Raw genomic sequence first — 19,305 nt, forward strand, 5'->3', positions numbered from 1 at the left:
GGCCGAACCCATGCCCTGCAGCATCCTGAACGAATGCCACGCCGTCAGCGCAGCAACGATGTCGCACCACATCAAGGAGCTCGAAAATGCCGGGCTCATCGAGATCCAGCGCGAAGGCAAATTCGCGAGCCTCGTGCTGCGACGCGACACGCTGAACGCCTATATGGCGGAACTTTCCAAGATCTGACGCTTCCAATCATGCCATCGGCATTTCCTGCCGCGGCTCTTGTATCAATTAGATGATTATCTAAATATCAAAATGATGATGCGGATCGGTTTTCGGGTCGCATGCGTCAGATGATTTGATGATTGTACAACTGTCTAGTAATTTCCGAAGGAAACTGACATGAGCAAACTGACAGGCAAGGTCGCGATCGTGACCGGAGCATCCAAGGGCATCGGTGCAGGCATTGCCAAGGCAATGGGCGAGGCGGGTGCAGCCGTTATCGTCAACTACTCCTCGAGCCGCGAAGGCGCCGACAGAGTGGTCGCGGAAATCACCGCCAAAGGCGGCAAGGCGCTCGCCGTCCACGGCGACGTTTCCAGATCCGAAGACGTCAAACGTCTCTTTGAGGAAACGAAACAGGCCTTCGGCCGCGTCGATATCCTCGTCAATAACGCCGGCGTCTACCAGTTCGCGCCGATCGAGGAGTTCACCGAGGAAGAATTTCATCGTGAATTCAATATCAATGTGCTGGGCACGTTGCTGACCACGCGGGAAGCCGTCAAATATTTCGGCCCGGAAGGCGGCAATATCATCAACATCGGTTCCAACGCCGTCAGCATGAACCTGCCAACCGCCTCGGTCTATACGGCAACGAAGGCTGCCGTGAATTCCATCACCCAGATCCTCGCCAAGGAGCTCGGGCCGCGCAATATCCGCGTCAACAACCTGGCGCCGGGCGGCGTCGAGACCGAGGGCGTCGTTGCCGCGGGCGTCATCGGCAGCGATTTTGAAAAACATCTCGTCTCGCAGACGCCTCTCGGCCGCCTCGGCCAGCCGACGGATATCGCGCCGGTTGCCGTCTTCCTGGCTTCGCAGGACGCCGCCTGGGTGACCGGCGAAACCATCTATGTCGGCGGTGGCCTGAAATAGCCGCTCGCCCCGATGCCGCCCTTCGACAGGAAGGGCGGCATACCGGCGCTATATGGTTGCACACCGTACCGACACTTGGGCGAACAATTGCCAAATTTCTCCATTTTCCTATTTAGACTGGATGTTCGGGTTTTCCGCATGGCATCGCAGCCGATCATGCCGCGAAACGACGTGTCGACCGCGAAATTTCAAAACAGATCCTGTCTTCAATGCGATCCAAAGCAGCAGCGAATGTCATCGAGCGCTCCTAATGTCCGCCGGCGATCGCTGTCGTGAACAACAAACGGAGGACGTCTTTATGAATAACGCCAATACCAAGTCGAAATTGGGTACTCGCACCAATCTCAGCGAAGACGCAACACGCGATATTTCCGCAGCTCTGACCGCGCTGCTGGCGGATGTTTTTGCCCTCTATCTGAAAACCAAGAATTTCCATTGGCACATGAGCGGACCGCATTTCCGCGATTATCACCTGCTTCTCGACGAACACGGCGAACAGATCTTCGCGATGACCGATCCCATGGCCGAGCGCGCCCGGAAGATCGGCGGAAACACGCTGCGGTCGATCGGCCAGATCGCCAAGTTGCAGCGCATCCCGGACAATGACGCCGAATATGTCGATCCGCAGGACATGCTCGCCGAGCTGGCTGACGATAATCTCAAACTGTCAGCCGAAATGCGCGCCGTTCACGATGTTTGTGACGAGTATGGCGACGTCGCCACCGCCAGTCTTCTCGAAAACTGGCTGGACGAAACCGAACGCCGCACCTGGTTCCTGTTCGAAACCACCCGCAAGTTCAACCGCTGACACCGAAGCGACATGCATTCGAGCAATAGGTTGAAAGCCGGTTTCGGCGCGCTCGATTTCCTCGTCCCGGCCGCGATGCGGGCGAGGAAATCCTTGACTCCTGTGGAAAACACCTTAGAACCGGCGGCGGAAAAGGAAGACTTCCATGGTTCGCTTCGAACAATTCGATAGCTTCAGTCACTTGGCAGACTGTGCCGGGTGGGATGTCTATTTTCCGGTTTCTTCCAAAACCAAGGCCAAAACGACGACGAAAACCGTCTGACGTCTCTGGCCTGCCGCTCTCTCCCCGGCCCGGCCGGGGACAGGAACCGGTCGTCACGGCCGCGGTTCCCCCCTCGCCAAAGAGGAGAGAAGAGAAAGAGAGCTTGAGAAATGGGTTTCAAAGTTGCAGTAGCGGGCGCGACCGGGAATGTCGGCCGTGAAATGCTCAATATCCTGGCCGAACGCGGCTTCCCGGCCGATGAGGTCGTGGCGCTTGCATCCGCCCGCTCGCAGGGAACCGAAGTGTCCTTCGGCGACCGGACGCTGAAGGTTTCCAACCTGGAGAATTACGATTTCTCCGATACTGACATCTGCCTGATGTCGGCCGGCGGCGACGTTTCGAAGAAGTTCTCGCCGAAGATCGGCGCCCAGGGCTGCGTCGTCATCGACAACTCTTCCGCATGGCGTTACGACGCCGACGTGCCGCTGATCGTTCCGGAAGTGAACCCCGATGCCGTCGCGCAGTTCACCAAGCGCAACATCATTGCCAACCCGAATTGCTCGACCGCACAGCTCGTCGTGGCGCTGAAGCCGCTGCATGACTTCGCCAAGATCAAGCGCGTCGTCGTCTCGACCTACCAGTCCGTTTCCGGCGCCGGCAAGGAGGGCATGGACGAACTGTTCAACCAGACCCGCGCCGTCTTCGTCGCCGATCCGATCGAAACGAAGAAGTTCACCAAGCGCATCGCCTTCAACGTCATTCCGCACATCGATAGCTTCATGGAAGACGGCTACACCAAGGAAGAATGGAAGGTCCTGGCCGAAACCAAGAAGATGCTCGACCCGAAGATCAAGGTCACCTGCACGGCTGTCCGCGTGCCCGTCTTCATCGGCCATTCCGAATCGGTCAACATCGAGTTCGAAAACGAGATCACTGCCGATCAGGCCCGCGACATCCTGCGCGAAGCTCCGGGCTGCCTCGTCATCGACAAGCGCGAAAACGGCGGCTACATCACGCCATACGAATCCGCCGGTGAGGACGCGACCTATATTTCGCGTATCCGCGAAGATGCGACCGTCGAAAACGGTCTCAACCTATGGGTTGTATCCGACAACCTGCGCAAGGGTGCCGCGCTCAACGCCATCCAGATCGCCGAATTGCTCGTCAATCGCGGCCTGATCAAGCCGCGCAAGCAGGCTGCATAAGGATTCGTAAACCAATTTACGGTTTATAAATCTTCGCTAGCTAAGCAGGATTAAATGGAAGCCTCGCCATTTCGAATGAAAGGCGGGGCTTTTGTAAACGCATTGGCGGCGATGTTTCACATGAAACGAAAAACATCGGACGCTAAATTATTGATAATGACATAATCGCCGGATGCTGGCATGGTCCGGTGGCGACCAACTACGCGTGATCCCCTGGTTTGAAAGGGTTTGCGCGCCATTGAAAAACGGTTACCGCGTTTGCTGCGCGGTAAGAATTCGGGGACACTGAATGCGCTTCACAAAGTCTGGAATGGCAGCTCTCGTGGCGGGCGGGTTGCTGCTGGGTATGCCGATTGCAGCAAATGCCGCATCCTGCGGCAATACTTCCGCCGGCTTCGAGAACTGGGTGCAGGAATTCAAGCGGGAAGCGCAGGGACAGGGCGTCAGCCCCTCCACCCTCGACAGGGCCTTCGCCAATGTTCATTACAACCAGCCCACGATCCGCGCCGACCGTGGCCAAAAGAGCTTCAAGCTTTCCTTCGAGGAATTCATGAAGAAGCGCGGCGGCCAGACGATCATCAGCCGCGGCAGGAGCATGAAGCAGGCCAACGCCGCGCTGTTTGCCAAGATCGAAAAGCGGTTCGGCGTTCCGCCAGGCCCGATCATCGCCATCTGGGGCATGGAAACCGGCTTCGGCAGCTACATGGGCGACCAGCACACCCTTTCCGCCGTCTCGACCCTCGCCTATGACTGCCGCCGTTCCGCATTCTTCACCGAGCAGCTTTATGCCGCTCTGAAGCTCGTCGGCGAGGGCTATCTCAGCCCGTCCGCACGCGGCGCGGCTCACGGCGAAATCGGCCAGACCCAGTTCATGCCGAAGAACGTCGTCGCTTTCGGCATCGACGAAGATGGCGACGGCAGAGTCGATCTCGTTGGATCGCGCGCGGATGCGCTGGCCTCGACCGCCAACTTCCTGCGCGGCCATGGCTGGCAGCCCGGCGCCGGCTACCAGCCCGGCGAGCCGAACTTCGCTGCCATCGCCGGCTGGAACGACGCACGGGTCTACCAGCAGGCGATCGCCTATATCGGCCAGCAGATCGACGGCAGATAAGTCAGATCCATAAAGTAAAAAAGCGCTGCGGCCAGCCGGCCCGCGGCGCTTTTTCATTCGGTCTGTCTTCCGCTCATGGAGCACTTCCCAATGCATTCCGGACGGAAATCGGCTGCGCACTTTTCCTGGAAACTCTAGACATCCGGACGGATGAAATCGCGGGTATCGGGGTCCATGATCCAGAGTTCGCCGGTCGAAATGTCGAACCATGCGCCATGCAGATGCAGCTTGCCTTCTTCTTCGCGCGCCTTGATCTCCGGAAAACTGCGCAGATTGTTCAGTGAGTTGCGGATCGAAATGCGCTCCAGCGCTGTCTGGCGCTCGGTCTGCGTCATGATGTCGTTGCTCTGGATCTGTTCGGCCGCCGGCTTCAGCAGCGCCATCCATCTTCCGATGAAATCGCCCGGCGACAGCGGCCCGGCATCGGGATCGAGCGCGGCGCGAATACCGCCACAGCGGCCGTGCCCCATGACGACGATATCGGAAACCTTGAGCGACAGAACCGCGAATTCAAGCGCTGACGAGGTCGAATGGAAATTACCATCCGGCTCATAGGGCGGCACCATGTTTGCGACATTGCGGATGACGAAGAGCTCGCCCGGTCCGGCGTCGAAAATGATCTCCGGTGCCGAGCGGGAATCACAGCAGGCAATCACGAGCGTCGACGGGTTCTGGCCGATCTCCGCCAGGGTGCGATAGCGTTCGCGCTCATCGACGTAACGCCCGCTCATGAAGTTTCGATAACCGTTCAGAAGGGTGTCGGGAAAGCTTTGCATGATATTGGATTACAGCGCAGTGCGGCCGATGGCAACTGGTGCGCTGCAAAAAGCGTTAACCCGGCGAACTGCTATTTTTTCCGCCGCTGTGCCGGGTGGATGAGATGCCGTAGCTGCACCATTGCCATCGGCGTCGACAGGCTCGCGGAATCGACGGCAAGCGTCAGCTCGTTGCTGCCGCGCTTGACGGCGCGCGCCAGTACTTCAAAGACACTGGCCGTCGTCAGCTGCAGCGCGCGCTCCTCATCCATGCCAGATAGCAGACGGGAGAGGAAGACCGCAGACAAGAGATCGCCAAGCCCGTTCGGCGCTCCCTCGATACTGCGATGTTCGGCCAATAGAGCGTTTCGGCCGCTGAGATAAAGATTTCCGATGCCACCGGCCATCATCGGCACTGCCGACGTCACCAGCATGCGCGATGGCCCAAGCGCAAGGGCCGCTTCCATGATGGCATTGTTGTCCTCGAGCGGCGCACCGGCAAGCCAGGCAAGCTCGTAGCGGTTCGGCGTCGCCAGCGAGGCCAGCGGGATCAGATGGTCGCGGATCGCCTCGGCCGTCGCTTCGGGCACATAAAGTCCACCGGCATCGCCGATGACGGGATCGCAGGCATAAAGGAGGTCAGGGTTCTTTTCGCGCAAGGCGGTCACGAGCCGGGCGACGGAATGCGCCTGCGCGGCATTCCCGAAATATCCCGACAGAACCGCCCTGACCTCGGAAAGCCAAGGCGCGGCGATGAGATCATCGATCGCGTGATCGAAATCCACTTCGTTGAAGGTCAGCCGCGTCGATCGGCCATGGCCTGGGTGCCAGGGCAGAACGATAGTGGGCAGCGCCCAGACCGGATGGCCGAGCGTTTCCAGCGCGAAGACGGCGGCGCGATTGCCGACGGACCCTCTGACGACGTGGCTGGAGATGACGATAACGGCGCCGGCCGACACTTGCGACATGGTGGTTGCTTTCGAATTCAGGGCTTCAACTGCAATGTGCCGTTGATGATCCCTTTGGCGGCACTCTGTCAACGGCACTTCACAGAGTCATGAAAACCTCTGTTGACGAACTCATTCCGCCAATTTCACGCCAGCGACATCTGCTTTGCATCGAGATCGCGCATTTCGGCAAGATTTTTAAAGAAACCGGCTAAAATCGGTCCGAAAGCAACCAATTTCGCATTCATTTTGCCAGTTTTTTCGCTAAACCTTCTGCTACTGTGGCCAAAATTCGAAAATCGGGAGGAATTCCATGGCGTCCAAGACCAATCCGAAACGGGAAAAACAGATCGACGCGGCACGGAAAATTGCCGGGGCGGCGAACGAGGCGCACCTCGATCCGGAAATCCTGTTCGGCCGGGCCAGCAACGACGACATGGAGCGTTATACTCCGGAAATGCTGGCGTTGGCCGCGACGCACGCGGCCAAGGAACTGGCAGCCTGGAGCGGCACGTCTCCCCGCGTCAGCATCGAGCAGATCGCCAATATCGAGCCCGATGGCGTTGCGGTGTCGATCCTCTCGATCACCGACCATAACATGCCTTTTCTCTATGAATCGATCATGGGCGAAGTGACCAGCAGCTTCCGCGATCTCTATATGGCGGTGCATCCGATCCTGGTCATCGAGGATGGCAAGAAGCCGAGCCTCTATTCCGCCGATCATCCGAGCGACCCGGCCCACCGCGTCAGCCATATCCAGCTTCATCTCTCGCCTTTGACGGCGGCGCAGGCAACGGACCTGACCAAGCGGGTACAGACCGTGCTCGACCAGACGCATCTTGCCGTTTCCGACTGGAAGCCGATGCTGTTACGTCTCGACACCGTGATATCGGAACTTTCTACCTATGAGGCTGCCGGCCGACGCAGGAATGACCGCGATGAGGCGCTTGCCTTCCTTGCCTGGCTAAGAGATGGCAACTTCACTTTCCTCGGCATGCGCGAATATGTCTATTCCGGCAAGGGCGCCAACGCCAAGGTCGAACGCGATCGCGGCACCGGTCTCGGCATTCTTTCCAACCCCGATGTCCGCGTTCTCAGGCAAGGCAAGGATGCCGTCACCACGACTCCGGAAATCCTCGCCTTCCTCGACGGACCGGATTTCCTGATCGTCACCAAGGCCAACGTGAAGTCGGTGGTCCATCGCCGTGCCTATATGGATTATGTCGGCGTCAAGCGTTTCGACGCCGATGGCAACGTAACGGGCGAACTGCGCATCGTCGGCCTCTTTACCTCCACAGCCTATACCAGTACTGCCGCCGAAGTACCGCTGCTGCGCTCGAAGGTGCAGAAGGTCAAGGATCATTTCGGATTCGACCCGACAAGCCACTCGGGCCGCACGCTCGAGAACACGCTGGAATCCTATCCACGCGACGACCTCTTCCAGATCGACACCTCACTGCTGGCAAGCTTCGCCGAACAGATCAACGATCTTACCGACCGGCCGCGCGTGCGCGCACTGCCGCGCATCGACCATTTCGACCGCTTCGTTTCGGTAATCGTCTATGTCCCGCGCGAGGAATACGATTCCATCGTCCGCGAGAAGATCGGCAACTATCTGAAGTCAGTCTATGACGGCCGCGTCTCCGCTTACTATCCGGCTTTCCCGGAGGGCGGCGTAGCGCGCGTCCATTTCATCATCGGCCGCAGCGCCGGCGAGACGCCGCATGTTCCTCAGGCCAAGCTCGAAGAAGCGATCCGCGCCATAACCGCCCGCTGGGACGAGCGCTTCATCATGCTGGCCGGTCCGAAGGCACCGAGCATCTCCGTCAGCCAGGCTTTCCAGGAAGCCTTCTCGCCTGAAGATGCCTTTGCCGATCTGCCTGACATCACAGCCACGGCCGGTGCCGAGCCGATTCGCATCGGCTTCTACATCCGCAAGGACGAAGCGGGCGACATTCTCTCGCTGAAGATCTTTCATGGCCAAGGAAACCTCGCGCTGTCGCGTCGCGTGCCGCTGCTCGAAAATCTCGGCTTCAACGTCATCAGCGAGCGTACCTTCGACATCTACGTCACCGCCAAGGACGGCTCGACCGGCCATGTGGTGCTTCACGACATGGAACTCGAGGCTCGCAACAGCCTGACGATCGATCTCGCCCGCCATGGCGCGGCTCTCGAAGAAGCTTTCCTTGCCGCCTTCGGCGGCACGATCGACAACGACGCTTTCAACCGGCTGATCGTCTCTGCCGACCTCTCTGCCCGCGAAACCAACGTGCTGCGCGCCTATGCCCGTTATCTGCGTCAGGCCGGTATTGCCTATTCGCAGGATTACATCGCCGCGACACTGGACAAATATCCACGCATCGCCGCATCGCTCTTCCGCCTGTTCCACGACACGCTCGATCCGAAGCTCAACGACAAGAGCCGCACGAAAAAGCTTGCCGATCTCCATGCTATCATCGAGACCGCACTGGCCGACGTTCCGAGCCTGGACGACGACCGCATCCTGCGCCGCTACGTCAACGCCATCGACGCAACGCTGCGCACCAATTATTTCCAGAGGAACGCAGACGGCAGCCCGAAGTCCATGCTCGCCTTCAAGCTCGATCCGAAGTTGCTGGATGGCCTGCCCGAACCACGCCCGTTCCGCGAAATCTTCGTCTATGGCGTCGAGGTGGAAGGCGTGCACCTGCGCTTCGGCAAGGTGGCGCGCGGCGGTCTGCGCTGGTCGGACCGCGCCGAGGATTATCGCACGGAAGTGCTAGGCCTCGTAAAGGCGCAGCAGGTCAAGAACGCCGTTATCGTCCCCGTCGGCGCCAAGGGCGGCTTCTATCCGAAGAAGCTTCCGGTCGGCGGCAGCCGCGACGAGACCTTCAATGCCGGCCGCGAAGCCTACAAGACCTATATCCGCACGCTGCTGTCGATCACCGACAACATCTCCGGCGCCGATATCATTCCGCCGGCCGACACCGTGCGGCTTGATGGTGACGACCCCTATTTCGTCGTTGCCGCCGACAAGGGCACCGCCACCTTCTCCGATACTGCCAATGCCCTGGCGCAGGAAGCCGGCTTCTGGCTGGACGACGCCTTCGCTTCGGGCGGCTCGGCCGGCTACGACCACAAAAAGATGGGCATCACCGCCCGCGGCGCGTGGGAAACCGTCAAGCGCCACTTCCGCGAAATGGATATCGATATCCAGACGACACCCTTCAATGTCGTCGGCGTCGGCGACATGTCCGGCGACGTCTTCGGCAACGGCATGCTGCTCTCGCCGAAAATCCGCCTGCTCGCCGCCTTCGACCATCGCGATATCTTCATCGATCCCGATCCCGATATGGAAAAGACGCTGGCCGAACGCCATCGCCTCTTCAACCTGCCGCGCTCGAGTTGGCAGGATTTCGACAAGGCCGCCCTGTCGAAAGGTGCGATGATCATCTCGCGCTCGGCAAAATCGGTCACGCTGACGCCGGAAGCGGTTGCCACCATCGGCATCGACAAACCGGTCGCAACGCCTTTCGAGATCATGACGGCTATCCTCAAGGCTCCCGTCGATCTGCTATGGTTCGGCGGCATCGGCACCTATGTCAAAGCTCCATCCGAAACGGATTCGGAAGTCGGTGACCGCGCCAACGATCCGATCCGCATCACGGCCGAAGAAGTCCGCGCCAAGGTGATCGGCGAAGGCGCCAATCTGGGTGTCACGCAGAAGGGCCGCATCGCCTATGGCCTCAAGGGCGGGCGCTGCAACTCCGACGCCATCGACAATTCCGCCGGCGTCAACACCTCCGACGTCGAGGTCAATATCAAGATTGCGCTTGCCAACGCCATGTTCGACGGCCGGCTGACGCGCGCCAAGCGCGACACCCTGCTCGCCTCCATGACCGACGAGGTGGCATCGCTCGTCCTGCGCAACAACTACCTGCAATCCCTGGCGATCTCGCTGACGGAGCGCAAGGGCACCGGCAACGGCCTGGAACTCAGCCGCTTCATGAGCGTCCTGGAAGGGGCAAAGCAGCTCAACCGCAAGGTCGAGACCCTGCCCGACGACCAGACCTTCGCCGAGCGTTACGCCAACGGCCGCCCGCTGACGCGCGCCGAAATTGGCGTGCTGCTTTCCTATGCCAAGATCGTCCTCTTCGATGCGATTGTCGCCAGCGACCTGCCCGACGATCCCTACTTCGCCGCCACCCTCAGCCACTATTTCCCGGCCAGGATGCAGCGCTCGAACGCCACCGATATCGAAAGCCATCGTCTGCGCCGCGAGATCATCGGCACGGCACTCGCCAACGAAGCGATCAACCGCGGCGGCCCGGGCTTTGCGGTCAGCATGATGGACGCAACGGCGGCATCGGCTGCCGAAGTCGTCAAGGCCGCCGTCATCGCCCGCGACGGCTTCGATCTCGACCGGCTCTGGAACGAGACGGACGCGTTGGACGGCAAGGTTGGCGGCCAGATGCAGAACCGCGTGTATGGCGAGATCACCGAAGTCTATACGGTGTTGACCCGCCTGCTCCTGAAAACCGGCGCAGCCAAGGGCAACATCGAAGAAACGGTTAGCCGGCTTCGGGCGGCACTGAAGAAACTGCGGCCGGTCTTCCTGACCCATATCCCGGCGGATTTCGCGGCCGAGATCGCCACGCGCGAGGCCGACTATCTGGCCGCCGGCCTGCCGGAAAGGCTCGCTTCGGAGATCGCCACGATCTACGCGCTCGTCCTCGTACCCGAAATCATGCAGATCGCCGAGCGCACCGGCGACACGCTGAACCGGGCGGCCGAAAGCTACTTCACCGTCTCGCAAACCTTCCGCGTCGGCCGCCTGCTGCTTGCCGGCAGCCGGATCGTCACCGGCGATCACTATGAGAGCCTGGCACTAGCGCGCAGCCTCGACCAGATCGCCGGCGCCCGCCGCGATATCGTCATCTCCGCATTGTCCAACCATCCTAAAGACAAGCAGCCGGTTCAGGCATGGCATGCGGAGGACCGCATCCGCATCAACCGCATCGCCGAAGAACTCGGCGGCCTCAGCGAAAGCGGCGATCCGAATCTCGCCCGCATCACTGTTGCCGCCGGCCTGCTCAGCGACCTTGCGAACGGCCGGGCAAGGTGACACAGTCCGCCCCGACCCGGTAACCGGGTGAGGGAGCAAGGGGCTGGATTTGGTGACGACCGAGATTGACAACGACGTGCCGGCAAAAGTGCCGGCACGAGGCATTTGGGGCTGGATGTTCTTCGACTGGGCGGCTCAGCCGTTCTTTACCGTCGTCACCACCTTCATCTTCGGCCCCTATTTCGTTGCGCGGCTGACGGCCGATCCCGTCTCCGCCCAGACGACATGGAGCAACATGGCGACGATCTCCTCGGTGATCATCGCCATCCTCTCCCCGGTCCTCGGCTCGATCGCCGATCAATCCGGCGCCCGCAAACCTTGGATCGCCTTCTTCGCCGTCATCAAGATCGCAAGCCTCGTCTGTCTCTGGGGAGCAGCACCCGGATCGCCGGTCATCTATCCGGTCATCTTCATGATCCTGGCTTCGATCTCGGCCGAATTCTCGATCGTCTTCAACGATTCCATGATGCCGCGGCTGGTCGGCAAGGACGATGTCGGCAGGCTGTCGAACGCCGCCTGGGGGCTCGGCTATCTCGGCGGTATGATCGTTCTCATCACCGTCGTGGCACTGCTCGCCGGCAATCCTCAGACCGGCAAGACCATCCTTGGCCTGACGCCGCTTTTCGGCCTCGATGCCAGGCTCGGTGAGGATGCCCGCATCACCGGGCCGATTTCGGCCGTCTGGTATCTGATCTTCATCCTGCCGATGTTCCTCTTCACGCCGGATGCCGCCCGCGGTCTGCCCCTTCGCGGCGCCGTCCGCTCGGGTCTGCGCGAACTCTCGATGACCCTCAGCGAACTGAAGCGCCGGCGCGGCATCAGCCGCTTTCTTATCGCTCGCATGGTCTACCAGGATGGCGTCAACGGCTTGCTGATTCTCGGCGGCACCTTTGCAGCCGGCATGTTCGGCTGGGCAACGATCGAGATCGGCATCTACGGCATTATCCTGAACGTCATCGCAATCTTCGGCTGCTTCGCCGCCGGCTATGTCGATCGCTGGCTGGGCTCGAAGACGACGGTCATGATCAGCCTGACTTTGCTGCTGACCGCCACCTTCGGCATCCTCTCGACCGGGCCGGGCTTCACGCTCTTCGGCCTCGTACCGCTATCGACTGTCAGTTCCGGCAGCCTTTTCGGCACCGCGGCAGAAAAAGCCTATATCGGCTATGGCCTATTGATCGGCATCGCCTTCGGCCCCGTGCAGGCCTCCTCGCGCTCCTATCTCGCCCGCAGCGTCAGCCTCTCGGAGGCCGGGCGCTATTTCGGCATCTACGCGCTTTCCGGCCGCGCCACCAGCTTCATGGCAACGCTGTTCTTCTCGCTGGTGACCTATTGGAGCGGCTCGGCCCGCCTCGGCATGACGACGCTCGTCATCTTCCTTGCCGGTGGGTTGCTGCTTCTGCTGCCGACACCCTATCCGGCGGACAAGGCGGAGTAGGCAAAGAAAATCCCGGCGGGCGAACCAGCCGGGATATAAAGTCTTTCAGTTAGGTATATCCGCCGCTCAATGGCGGAAATGGCGAATGCCGGTGAAGACCATCGCGACATTGTGCTCGTTGGCCGCGTCGATCACTTCCTGGTCGCGCATCGAGCCGCCGGGCTGGATGACGGCTGTAGCACCCGCTGCGATCGCCGAAAGCAGGCCATCGGCAAAGGGCAGGAAAGCTTCGGAAGCGACAGCGGAGCCGCGCGTCAGCGGCTCGGCCAGCCCCATGGCCTTGGCGGCTTCCTCGGCCTTAATGGCGGCGATACGGGCGGAATCGACACGGCTCATCTGTCCCGCGCCAATACCGGCCGTCTGGCCGTCCTTGGCGTAAACGACAGCATTCGACTTCACATGCTTGGCGACACGGAAGGCGAACTTCATGTCTTGCAGTTCCTGAGCCGTCGGCGCGCGCTTGGTGACGACCTTCAGTTCCATGTCCTCCACCAAAGCATTGTCTCGGCTCTGGACCAGCAGGCCGCCGGAGACGGTCTTTGCGGTCAGGCCGGCAGCGCGCGGATCGGGCAGGGCGCCGACCGAGAGCAGGCGAAGGTTCGGCTTGCGGGCGATGATCGCCTTGGCTTCCTCGCTGACTTCGGGAGCGATGATGACCTCGGTGAAGAGCTTGACGATCTCCTCTGCGGTTTCGGCATCGAGCAGGCTGTTCAGGGCGATGATGCCGCCAAAGGCCGAGGTCGAATCGCAGGCAAGAGCCCGCTTGTAGGCTTCCACGAGGCTCGGGCCGGTGGCGACGCCGCAGGGATTGGCATGCTTGATGATCGCGCAGGCCGGGCCGTTTTCCGGCAGGAACTCGGCGACGAGCTCATAGGCGGCGTCGGTGTCGTTGATGTTGTTGTAGGATAGCTGCTTGCCCTGGATGAGTGTTGCCGTGGAAACGCCGGGGCGGTTTTCGCCGGTCAGGTAGAAGGCCGCCTTCTGGTGCGGGTTTTCGCCATAGCGCATTTCCTCACGCAGAACGCCGCCAATAACGCGGTGGCGCGGCGTGGCGATATCGAGCGCTTCGGCGAACCAGTTGGAGATCATCGCATCATAGGCAGCCGTGCGGGCAAAGGCTTTGGCCGCCATGCGCTTGCGGAAATCATAGGTCGTCTGGCCGGCATCGGCGGAAAGCTGCGTCAGCAGCTCGGCATAATCGGCGGGATCGGTGAGCGTCGTCACATAGGCATGATTCTTGGCCGAAGCGCGGATCATTGCCGGGCCGCCTATGTCGATATTCTCCACCGTCGTCGGATAGTCACCGCCGGCCTTGCGAACGTCTTCGAAGGGATAGAGGTTGATGACGGCAAGATCGATGCCTTCGATGCCGTGCTCCTTCATTTCAGCCTGATGCCCGGCATCGTCGCGGATAGCGAGCAGACCGCCATGCACCTTCGGATGCAGCGTCTTGACGCGGCCATCCATGATTTCAGGAAAATTCGTCACTTCCGACACATCGGTCACGTCAAGACCCGCTGCGGCGATTGCCTTGTGCGTGCCGCCGGTCGACAGCAGGCGTACCCCCTGTTCGCTGAGCGCACGCGCCAGCTCCACGATGCCGGTCTTGTCGAAAACGGACAGAAGCGCGGTTTTCACCTTCACCTTGTCGGGAGCGGGAATTTTCTTGGAAACGACGGCCATGGGCTTTCTCCGGTCTAGAGCAACTCCAGGAAAAATATATGGCGGTTTTCCGTCTGGAGCTGCGATAACAAAAAGCAGAGCGGAAACGCTCTGGTATGAGGAGACGAGGCGTCCGGCGGAAACGCGCGGGACGACAATGCCGCCCCGTTAGCATAGCTGACACGCTTAGCCTATGGCCGATGGGATAAAAACCAGCGGATTTCCGGCTTTTCGGCAATCCGGAAGACGATCTCGAGCTGATCGGAAGAACGCATGCCCGACGGATCGGCAAAGAAAATATCTTCCGCAACAAGCACCTCGTTGCCCGGCGAGGAAAAGACCCAGGTCTCCCCGTCCGGCGCGATCAGCAGCACGGCATCCGTCTCGGTCTGCAAGAGACTGATGGAGGGATGAATGTGGAAGCGTGCCGAGGCGATGCCTTCGCCCTTCGGCTGATGCTTCTTGCCCTCAGGCACGAAGAAGCGGTCGCGGCCGGCGACGATCGTGCCGCTGGCATTGAGGCTCAGCTCGCGCTCGTGAACGTAGCCGAATGCGGAGAGATAGCCGTCGTGCGCTGCGCGGACATAATCGCGCCCGTCTTCCGTCTCCGAACGCTCGACAATGACCTTCTTCACACCGCCGACCATGATCGGCCCCAGCGATTTCGACTTGGAAAACTGGCAGGAGGAGGTGTCGTTGAGCGTGACGGTCGAATGCGCAGCCGTCGCCCGCGCTGCCTGTATGAAGCGATCGCCTGCAAACTCGGGCGAACCGGAATTGATTATGAAGCGCGTTTTGCCCGAAGACATTTCGAAGGAAAGACAGCCGGCATGCGCGGTACGGCTCAAATCGGCCGAGGCGGCAGCCCCGACATCGACGATGACGACGGCAGAACCGGCGGCCAACCGGTGATATCTGGTATGCGGCAGTGCCTTGAAGGCCTGCCCCGCCGTCTCGTCATAGCGCAGCACCGACATCAGCTCGTTGGCAAGCGTCGATGTCGCACCGTTGAACAGCGCCAGATCGCCATCCTGGTGACGGAAGAAACGCAGCGCCGGATACATGCGGTCGATACCGGGTATCAGCCGCACCGGCACGTCATGGCCGAGATTGACGTAGGTCTGACGCAGCGGCAACAGATCGAGCAGCAGCTCCAGCGACGCGCGCGGATTGCGGGAGATATGGCCGCCATCCTGCAGAATCTGCCGGTCGACTTCGCGATCGAGCGCCTGTCCCACCCGTTTCAGCGTAAGCGAACTGCTCGGCATGGCGACCGAGGCCATGGCAAGCGCGATGCGCACGCGAAACCGCGTGATGCCATCGGGCGACGACACGACGATCCGACGCAGGAAGCGCACATGAAAGACCAGCATGCGCATGAAGCGGCGGTAGAAGCCGCTATCGGTGCCGTGCAGAAGCACAGGGGAATGCGAAAGCAGCGCGATCAGCCGCTGCGCTACTATATCGGGCGACCAGGCAAGACCGTGCAGCCGGCGGCCGTGAACGGCAATCCAATCGGTAAGGATCGCGCGCGCCATGGCCGAAGCCTGATCGCTCTTTTCCGCCCGCAAATGCCGCAGCCAGCGGAAATTGTGCAGCCGGGCAGCAAATGCCAGCGATGGCAGCTCCAGCGAGAAGGGCGATGTCCCCTGCATTTCCAGAACACGCCCGGCAAGCAGGATGCGGCCGTTCAGAAGCTCTTCGACGAAAAAAGGATCGATGCTGCGCAAATCGGTCGGCGCCACGATCAGGCGTTCCGGCACACGCAGCGTGTGGCGGGTGAGACGCAATCGCGTCAACGCCGCGCGGCGCGACATCCGCCGCCATGCTTCCCGCATGTATGAACTCACCAAACCCTGCCGCAGACCTGCATATTTGCTTCTGCTTACTCTCATTACCCGTGGTTAAAAAGAGGTTACAAATATATCGATTAAGAACAGATTACTGAGTTTTTAACATGTTCGCGAAAGCTGTTGGAAACCATGCTTACTGCCTGCGCCGCAGTACCGCTCCGTAGAATCCGTCCAGGCCGGAGGCAAAATCATCGGAAAGCGGCAGCATGTCCGGCGTGGTGCGGAAGGCGCCGAGCGGCGAAATCGCCGTTTCGAGGCCCGGCCAGTCGCCCGCTGCGATCGGGACGCGTTCGACATTCTCCGTGTCGGCAAGCAAACGCGCGACCAGATCCTCGCCCTCTTCGGGGTCGAGGGAGCAGTTGGAAAACACCACGATGCCGCCGGGCTTGACCAGCGTCAAAGCGTGGCGAAGCAGGCGCTCCTGCAGGGTGGCCAGCTTGGCGATATCCTCCGGCCCCTTGGTCCAAAGCACGTCGGGGTGGCGGCGCGTGGTTCCCGTCGAGGAGCAGGGTGCATCAAGGAGAGCGGCGTCGAAAAGCTCCTCGGGCCGATATTTGCTCATGTCGGCAACCACGGTCTCGGCCTCCAGGCCGAGGCGCGCGAGATTGCCAGACAGCCTCTTCAGGCGATTGGCGGATTGATCGAGAGCGGTGACCTTGGCGCCGGCAAGAATGAGCTGTGCCGTCTTGCCTCCGGGTGCCGCGCAGAGATCTACCACCCGCTTGCCGGCCAGCGGGCCGAAAAGCTTTGCCGGGATACTCGCGGCGGCATCCTGAACCCACCACTCTCCCTCATCGAAACCTTCAAGCGAAGGAATGGTCCCTTCGAAGGAGGCAAGCCGTACGCCGCCGGTCGGCAGCACCACGCCGTTCAGCCGTTTCGCCCAGCCTTCGGGATCGGACTTCACAGTGAGGTCGATAGCTGCCGGCTCGAGCTGCGTTTCGGAAATTTTGAGCGCGGCGGGGGCGCCATAGGCCATTTGGAGACGCGAAAGGAACCAAGCCGGCATGGCCGGCACCTTCGCGACCCGCTCGAGAATTTCCTGCTTTTCTCGCCCGATGCGGCGCAGAATGGCATTGACCAGTTTGGCAAAGCGGCGGTTGCGCGGATCGCGATTGGCCTGCTCGACGGCAAGATCGACCGCGGAATGGTCAGGCACGTCGAGATAGAGGATCTGCGTCGCGCCGACGACGAGCACATGATGCAGTGCACGGGCGCCTTCCGGCAGCGGCGAATCGAGCAGCGACGAGATCGCCGCTTCGATTCGGGGCAGGTGGCGCAACGCGCTGTTCAAAATTGCGCGCACCAGCGCACGGTCGCTGTCGCTGAGCATCGTATAGGCGGCGCTGCCGCCTTCGGCATCAAGCATGCCGTCGAGCGATGTCTTGCGGTCCAGCACGGCGCCGAGGATCTTTGCCGCCGCCGCGCGAGCCGCAAGGCCGGGTTTGGGCGAAGACGAATCAGGCTGACTGGATGGCTGCGGCCGCTTGCCCGATCGTTTTCCGTCTTTATTGGAGGCTTTGTTTTTCGTGTCAGAACTCAAGACCAGGGACCCTTAGGCGGTTGCGAACCACCGCGACCCGTATTCGGCACGGAGCGCGATTTGCGCCCCGGATTAGCAGCGAAGGACGGTCCCGTCGAGCCAAAGTCCGAAGATGGGTCTGAGGACGGCGCAATCGGCGAGGCGCCGCCGTCGTAACGGGCCATATCATGTAGCGCGGCAATCCGGTTTTCCGTGTTCGGATGGGTGGAAAACAGATTGTCCATGCGCTCGCCGGAGAGCGGATTGATGATGAACATATGAGCGGTCGCGGGATGGCCTTCGGCAGCTTCGTTGGGAATATGAGCCGCACCGCGGGCGATCTTGCCGAGCGCCGAGGCAAGCCAGAGCGGATTGCCGCAGATCTCCGCGCCGCGGCGGTCGGCCGAATATTCGCGCGTGCGGCTGATCGCCATCTGCACCAGCATCGCCGCCAGAGGGGCGACGATCATCGCCACGAGAACGCCGGCCATGCCGAGCGGATTGTTGCTGTCGCGGCGGCCGCCGAAGAAGAATGCGAAGTTGCCGAGCATGGAAATGGCCCCGGCAAGCGTCGCCGTGATCGTCATGGTGAGCGTGTCGCGGTTCTGCACATGGGCAAGCTCGTGCGCCATCACGCCGGCAACTTCGTCCGGCGTCAGCGCGTGCAGCAGGCCGGTGGAGGCGGCAACAGCGGCATTTTCCGGATTGCGGCCCGTCGCAAAGGCATTCGGCTGCGGACTGTCATAGAGATAGACCTTCGGCATCGGCAGGGCGGCATTGCGGGCGAGATCACGGATAATGCGGTAGAATTCCGGAGCGCTGCGCTCATCCACCTCCTGCGCACCATAAGTGGAGAGCACCATGCGGTCGGAATTCCAATAGGAAAAGAAATTCATGCCGGCGGCGGCGACAAACGCGATCAGCATGCCCGATTGACCGCCGATCAGATAGCCGACGCCCATGAAGAGCGCGGTCATGAAGGCAAGCAGCATGGCAGTTCGCATGAGATTCATCGAGAGGTCTCCAACACATCCGTCGTCCAAACCTCTTTCTTTGCGGCCGGACACGCCGGAGGCAGATGATTTCAGGTCTCTTCGACCTGAAATCTGAATCCGCTCCGGAATCAAAAAAGCAGAGCATGATGTTACCCGAAAACCGTTCACACTTTTCGGCATCATGTTCTATGATTTGGCTATTCCTCCCTCCATTTCAATATTTCGGAGGTCGCACGAGACCATGCAGACAGCAGATAACGACAATAATATCGACACCGAAGCCGGTGAAGCGACCCGCAAACCGCTTTCGCCTGCTGCCAAGCGCGCCCTTGCCGAAGCCGAGGAGCGGCGCCAGGCGCAGGCTCAAGCCGACCCGCCCCCGGAAATCGGCGGCCGCGGCGGCGCCGACCCCGCACGATTCGGTGACTGGGAAATCAACGGCCGGGCGATCGATTTTTGAATTTCTGCTTCTGATTATTTCGTACGGTGCGGCAGATGCGAAGCCTATCTCGCCCTTCGCGGGCGAGAAGGCAATTTCATTGGTTGTCTAATCGCATTGCGTTGGTCAAGGGGTCTGGGCGTTGTGCCTCATCACCGTGTTGCAGAA

The 19,305-nt window shown here is 60.8% G+C and carries 14 protein-coding genes; 8 read left to right on the plus strand and 6 right to left on the minus strand.

Going from position 1 to position 19,305, the window contains the following annotated elements; all coding sequences use genetic code 11:
• The 5 genes from Q4Q11_RS24285 to Q4Q11_RS24305 all read left to right on the plus strand — a co-directional run.
• A partial coding sequence (locus Q4Q11_RS24285; RefSeq protein WP_498571083.1) for a winged helix-turn-helix domain-containing protein occupies window positions 1-187 on the plus strand: 187 nt, incomplete at its 5' end.
• A 159-nt stretch (window positions 188-346) separates the two neighbouring features.
• Window positions 347-1,096, plus strand: a complete 750-nt coding sequence (locus tag Q4Q11_RS24290) for an SDR family NAD(P)-dependent oxidoreductase (protein WP_498571084.1) — start codon at window positions 347-349, stop codon at window positions 1,094-1,096.
• A 298-nt stretch (window positions 1,097-1,394) separates the two neighbouring features.
• A complete protein-coding gene (locus Q4Q11_RS24295; protein WP_498571085.1) occupies window positions 1,395-1,904 on the plus strand; it encodes a Dps family protein in 510 nt (169 codons plus the stop codon).
• A gap of 372 nt (window positions 1,905-2,276) precedes the next feature.
• Window positions 2,277-3,311: an aspartate-semialdehyde dehydrogenase gene (locus Q4Q11_RS24300; protein WP_113213380.1), complete on the plus strand. Its 1,035-nt coding sequence runs from the start codon at window positions 2,277-2,279 to the stop codon at window positions 3,309-3,311.
• A 289-nt stretch (window positions 3,312-3,600) separates the two neighbouring features.
• The gene (locus tag Q4Q11_RS24305; protein WP_113213379.1) at window positions 3,601-4,422 is read left to right on the plus strand and encodes a lytic murein transglycosylase; all 822 of its coding nucleotides are present in this window, start codon (window positions 3,601-3,603) and stop codon (window positions 4,420-4,422) included.
• Window positions 4,423-4,556: 134 nt separating this feature from the next.
• On the opposite strand, the gene Q4Q11_RS24310 is transcribed toward Q4Q11_RS24305, so the two are convergent.
• Window positions 4,557-5,198, minus strand: coding sequence for a carbonic anhydrase (locus Q4Q11_RS24310; protein WP_112505096.1), 642 nt, complete (start codon window positions 5,196-5,198; stop codon window positions 4,557-4,559).
• A gap of 71 nt (window positions 5,199-5,269) precedes the next feature.
• Window positions 5,270-6,145 (minus strand): pyridoxal kinase PdxY, encoded by an 876-nt coding sequence (pdxY, locus tag Q4Q11_RS24315; protein ID WP_112505098.1) that lies wholly within the window; start codon window positions 6,143-6,145, stop codon window positions 5,270-5,272.
• Between the two features lie 292 nt (window positions 6,146-6,437).
• Between pdxY and Q4Q11_RS24320 the strand changes: the two genes are divergently transcribed.
• Window positions 6,438-11,228 (plus strand): NAD-glutamate dehydrogenase, encoded by a 4,791-nt coding sequence (locus tag Q4Q11_RS24320; RefSeq protein WP_498571086.1) that lies wholly within the window; start codon window positions 6,438-6,440, stop codon window positions 11,226-11,228.
• A 49-nt stretch (window positions 11,229-11,277) separates the two neighbouring features.
• Window positions 11,278-12,666 carry an MFS transporter gene (locus Q4Q11_RS24325; protein ID WP_113223139.1) on the plus strand — a complete coding sequence of 463 codons (1,389 nt, stop codon included), beginning with the start codon at window positions 11,278-11,280 and terminating at the stop codon, window positions 12,664-12,666.
• A gap of 66 nt (window positions 12,667-12,732) precedes the next feature.
• On the opposite strand, the gene purH is transcribed toward Q4Q11_RS24325, so the two are convergent.
• The 4 genes from purH to htpX form a co-directional block, all read right to left on the minus strand.
• Complete coding sequence (purH, locus tag Q4Q11_RS24330; protein ID WP_113213376.1) at window positions 12,733-14,349, minus strand: bifunctional phosphoribosylaminoimidazolecarboxamide formyltransferase/IMP cyclohydrolase; 1,617 nt, start codon at window positions 14,347-14,349, stop codon at window positions 12,733-12,735.
• A 170-nt stretch (window positions 14,350-14,519) separates the two neighbouring features.
• The gene (locus tag Q4Q11_RS24335; RefSeq protein WP_498571087.1) at window positions 14,520-16,166 is read right to left on the minus strand and encodes a heparinase II/III family protein; all 1,647 of its coding nucleotides are present in this window, start codon (window positions 16,164-16,166) and stop codon (window positions 14,520-14,522) included.
• A 148-nt stretch (window positions 16,167-16,314) separates the two neighbouring features.
• A complete protein-coding gene (locus Q4Q11_RS24340; RefSeq protein WP_498571088.1) occupies window positions 16,315-17,724 on the minus strand; it encodes an RsmB/NOP family class I SAM-dependent RNA methyltransferase in 1,410 nt (469 codons plus the stop codon).
• Window positions 17,721-18,716, minus strand: coding sequence for a zinc metalloprotease HtpX (gene htpX, locus Q4Q11_RS24345; protein WP_498571089.1), 996 nt, complete (start codon window positions 18,714-18,716; stop codon window positions 17,721-17,723). Before htpX ends, Q4Q11_RS24340 begins: the two co-directional genes overlap by 4 nt.
• A 223-nt stretch (window positions 18,717-18,939) precedes the next feature.
• On the opposite strand from htpX, the gene Q4Q11_RS24350 reads away from it, so the two are divergent.
• Window positions 18,940-19,158, plus strand: coding sequence for a DUF1674 domain-containing protein (locus tag Q4Q11_RS24350; RefSeq protein ID WP_498571090.1), 219 nt, complete (start codon window positions 18,940-18,942; stop codon window positions 19,156-19,158).
• Window positions 19,159-19,305 lie beyond the last annotated feature (147 nt).

It is taken from the genome of Rhizobium sp. UFLA01-1127, from assembly GCF_059803845.1.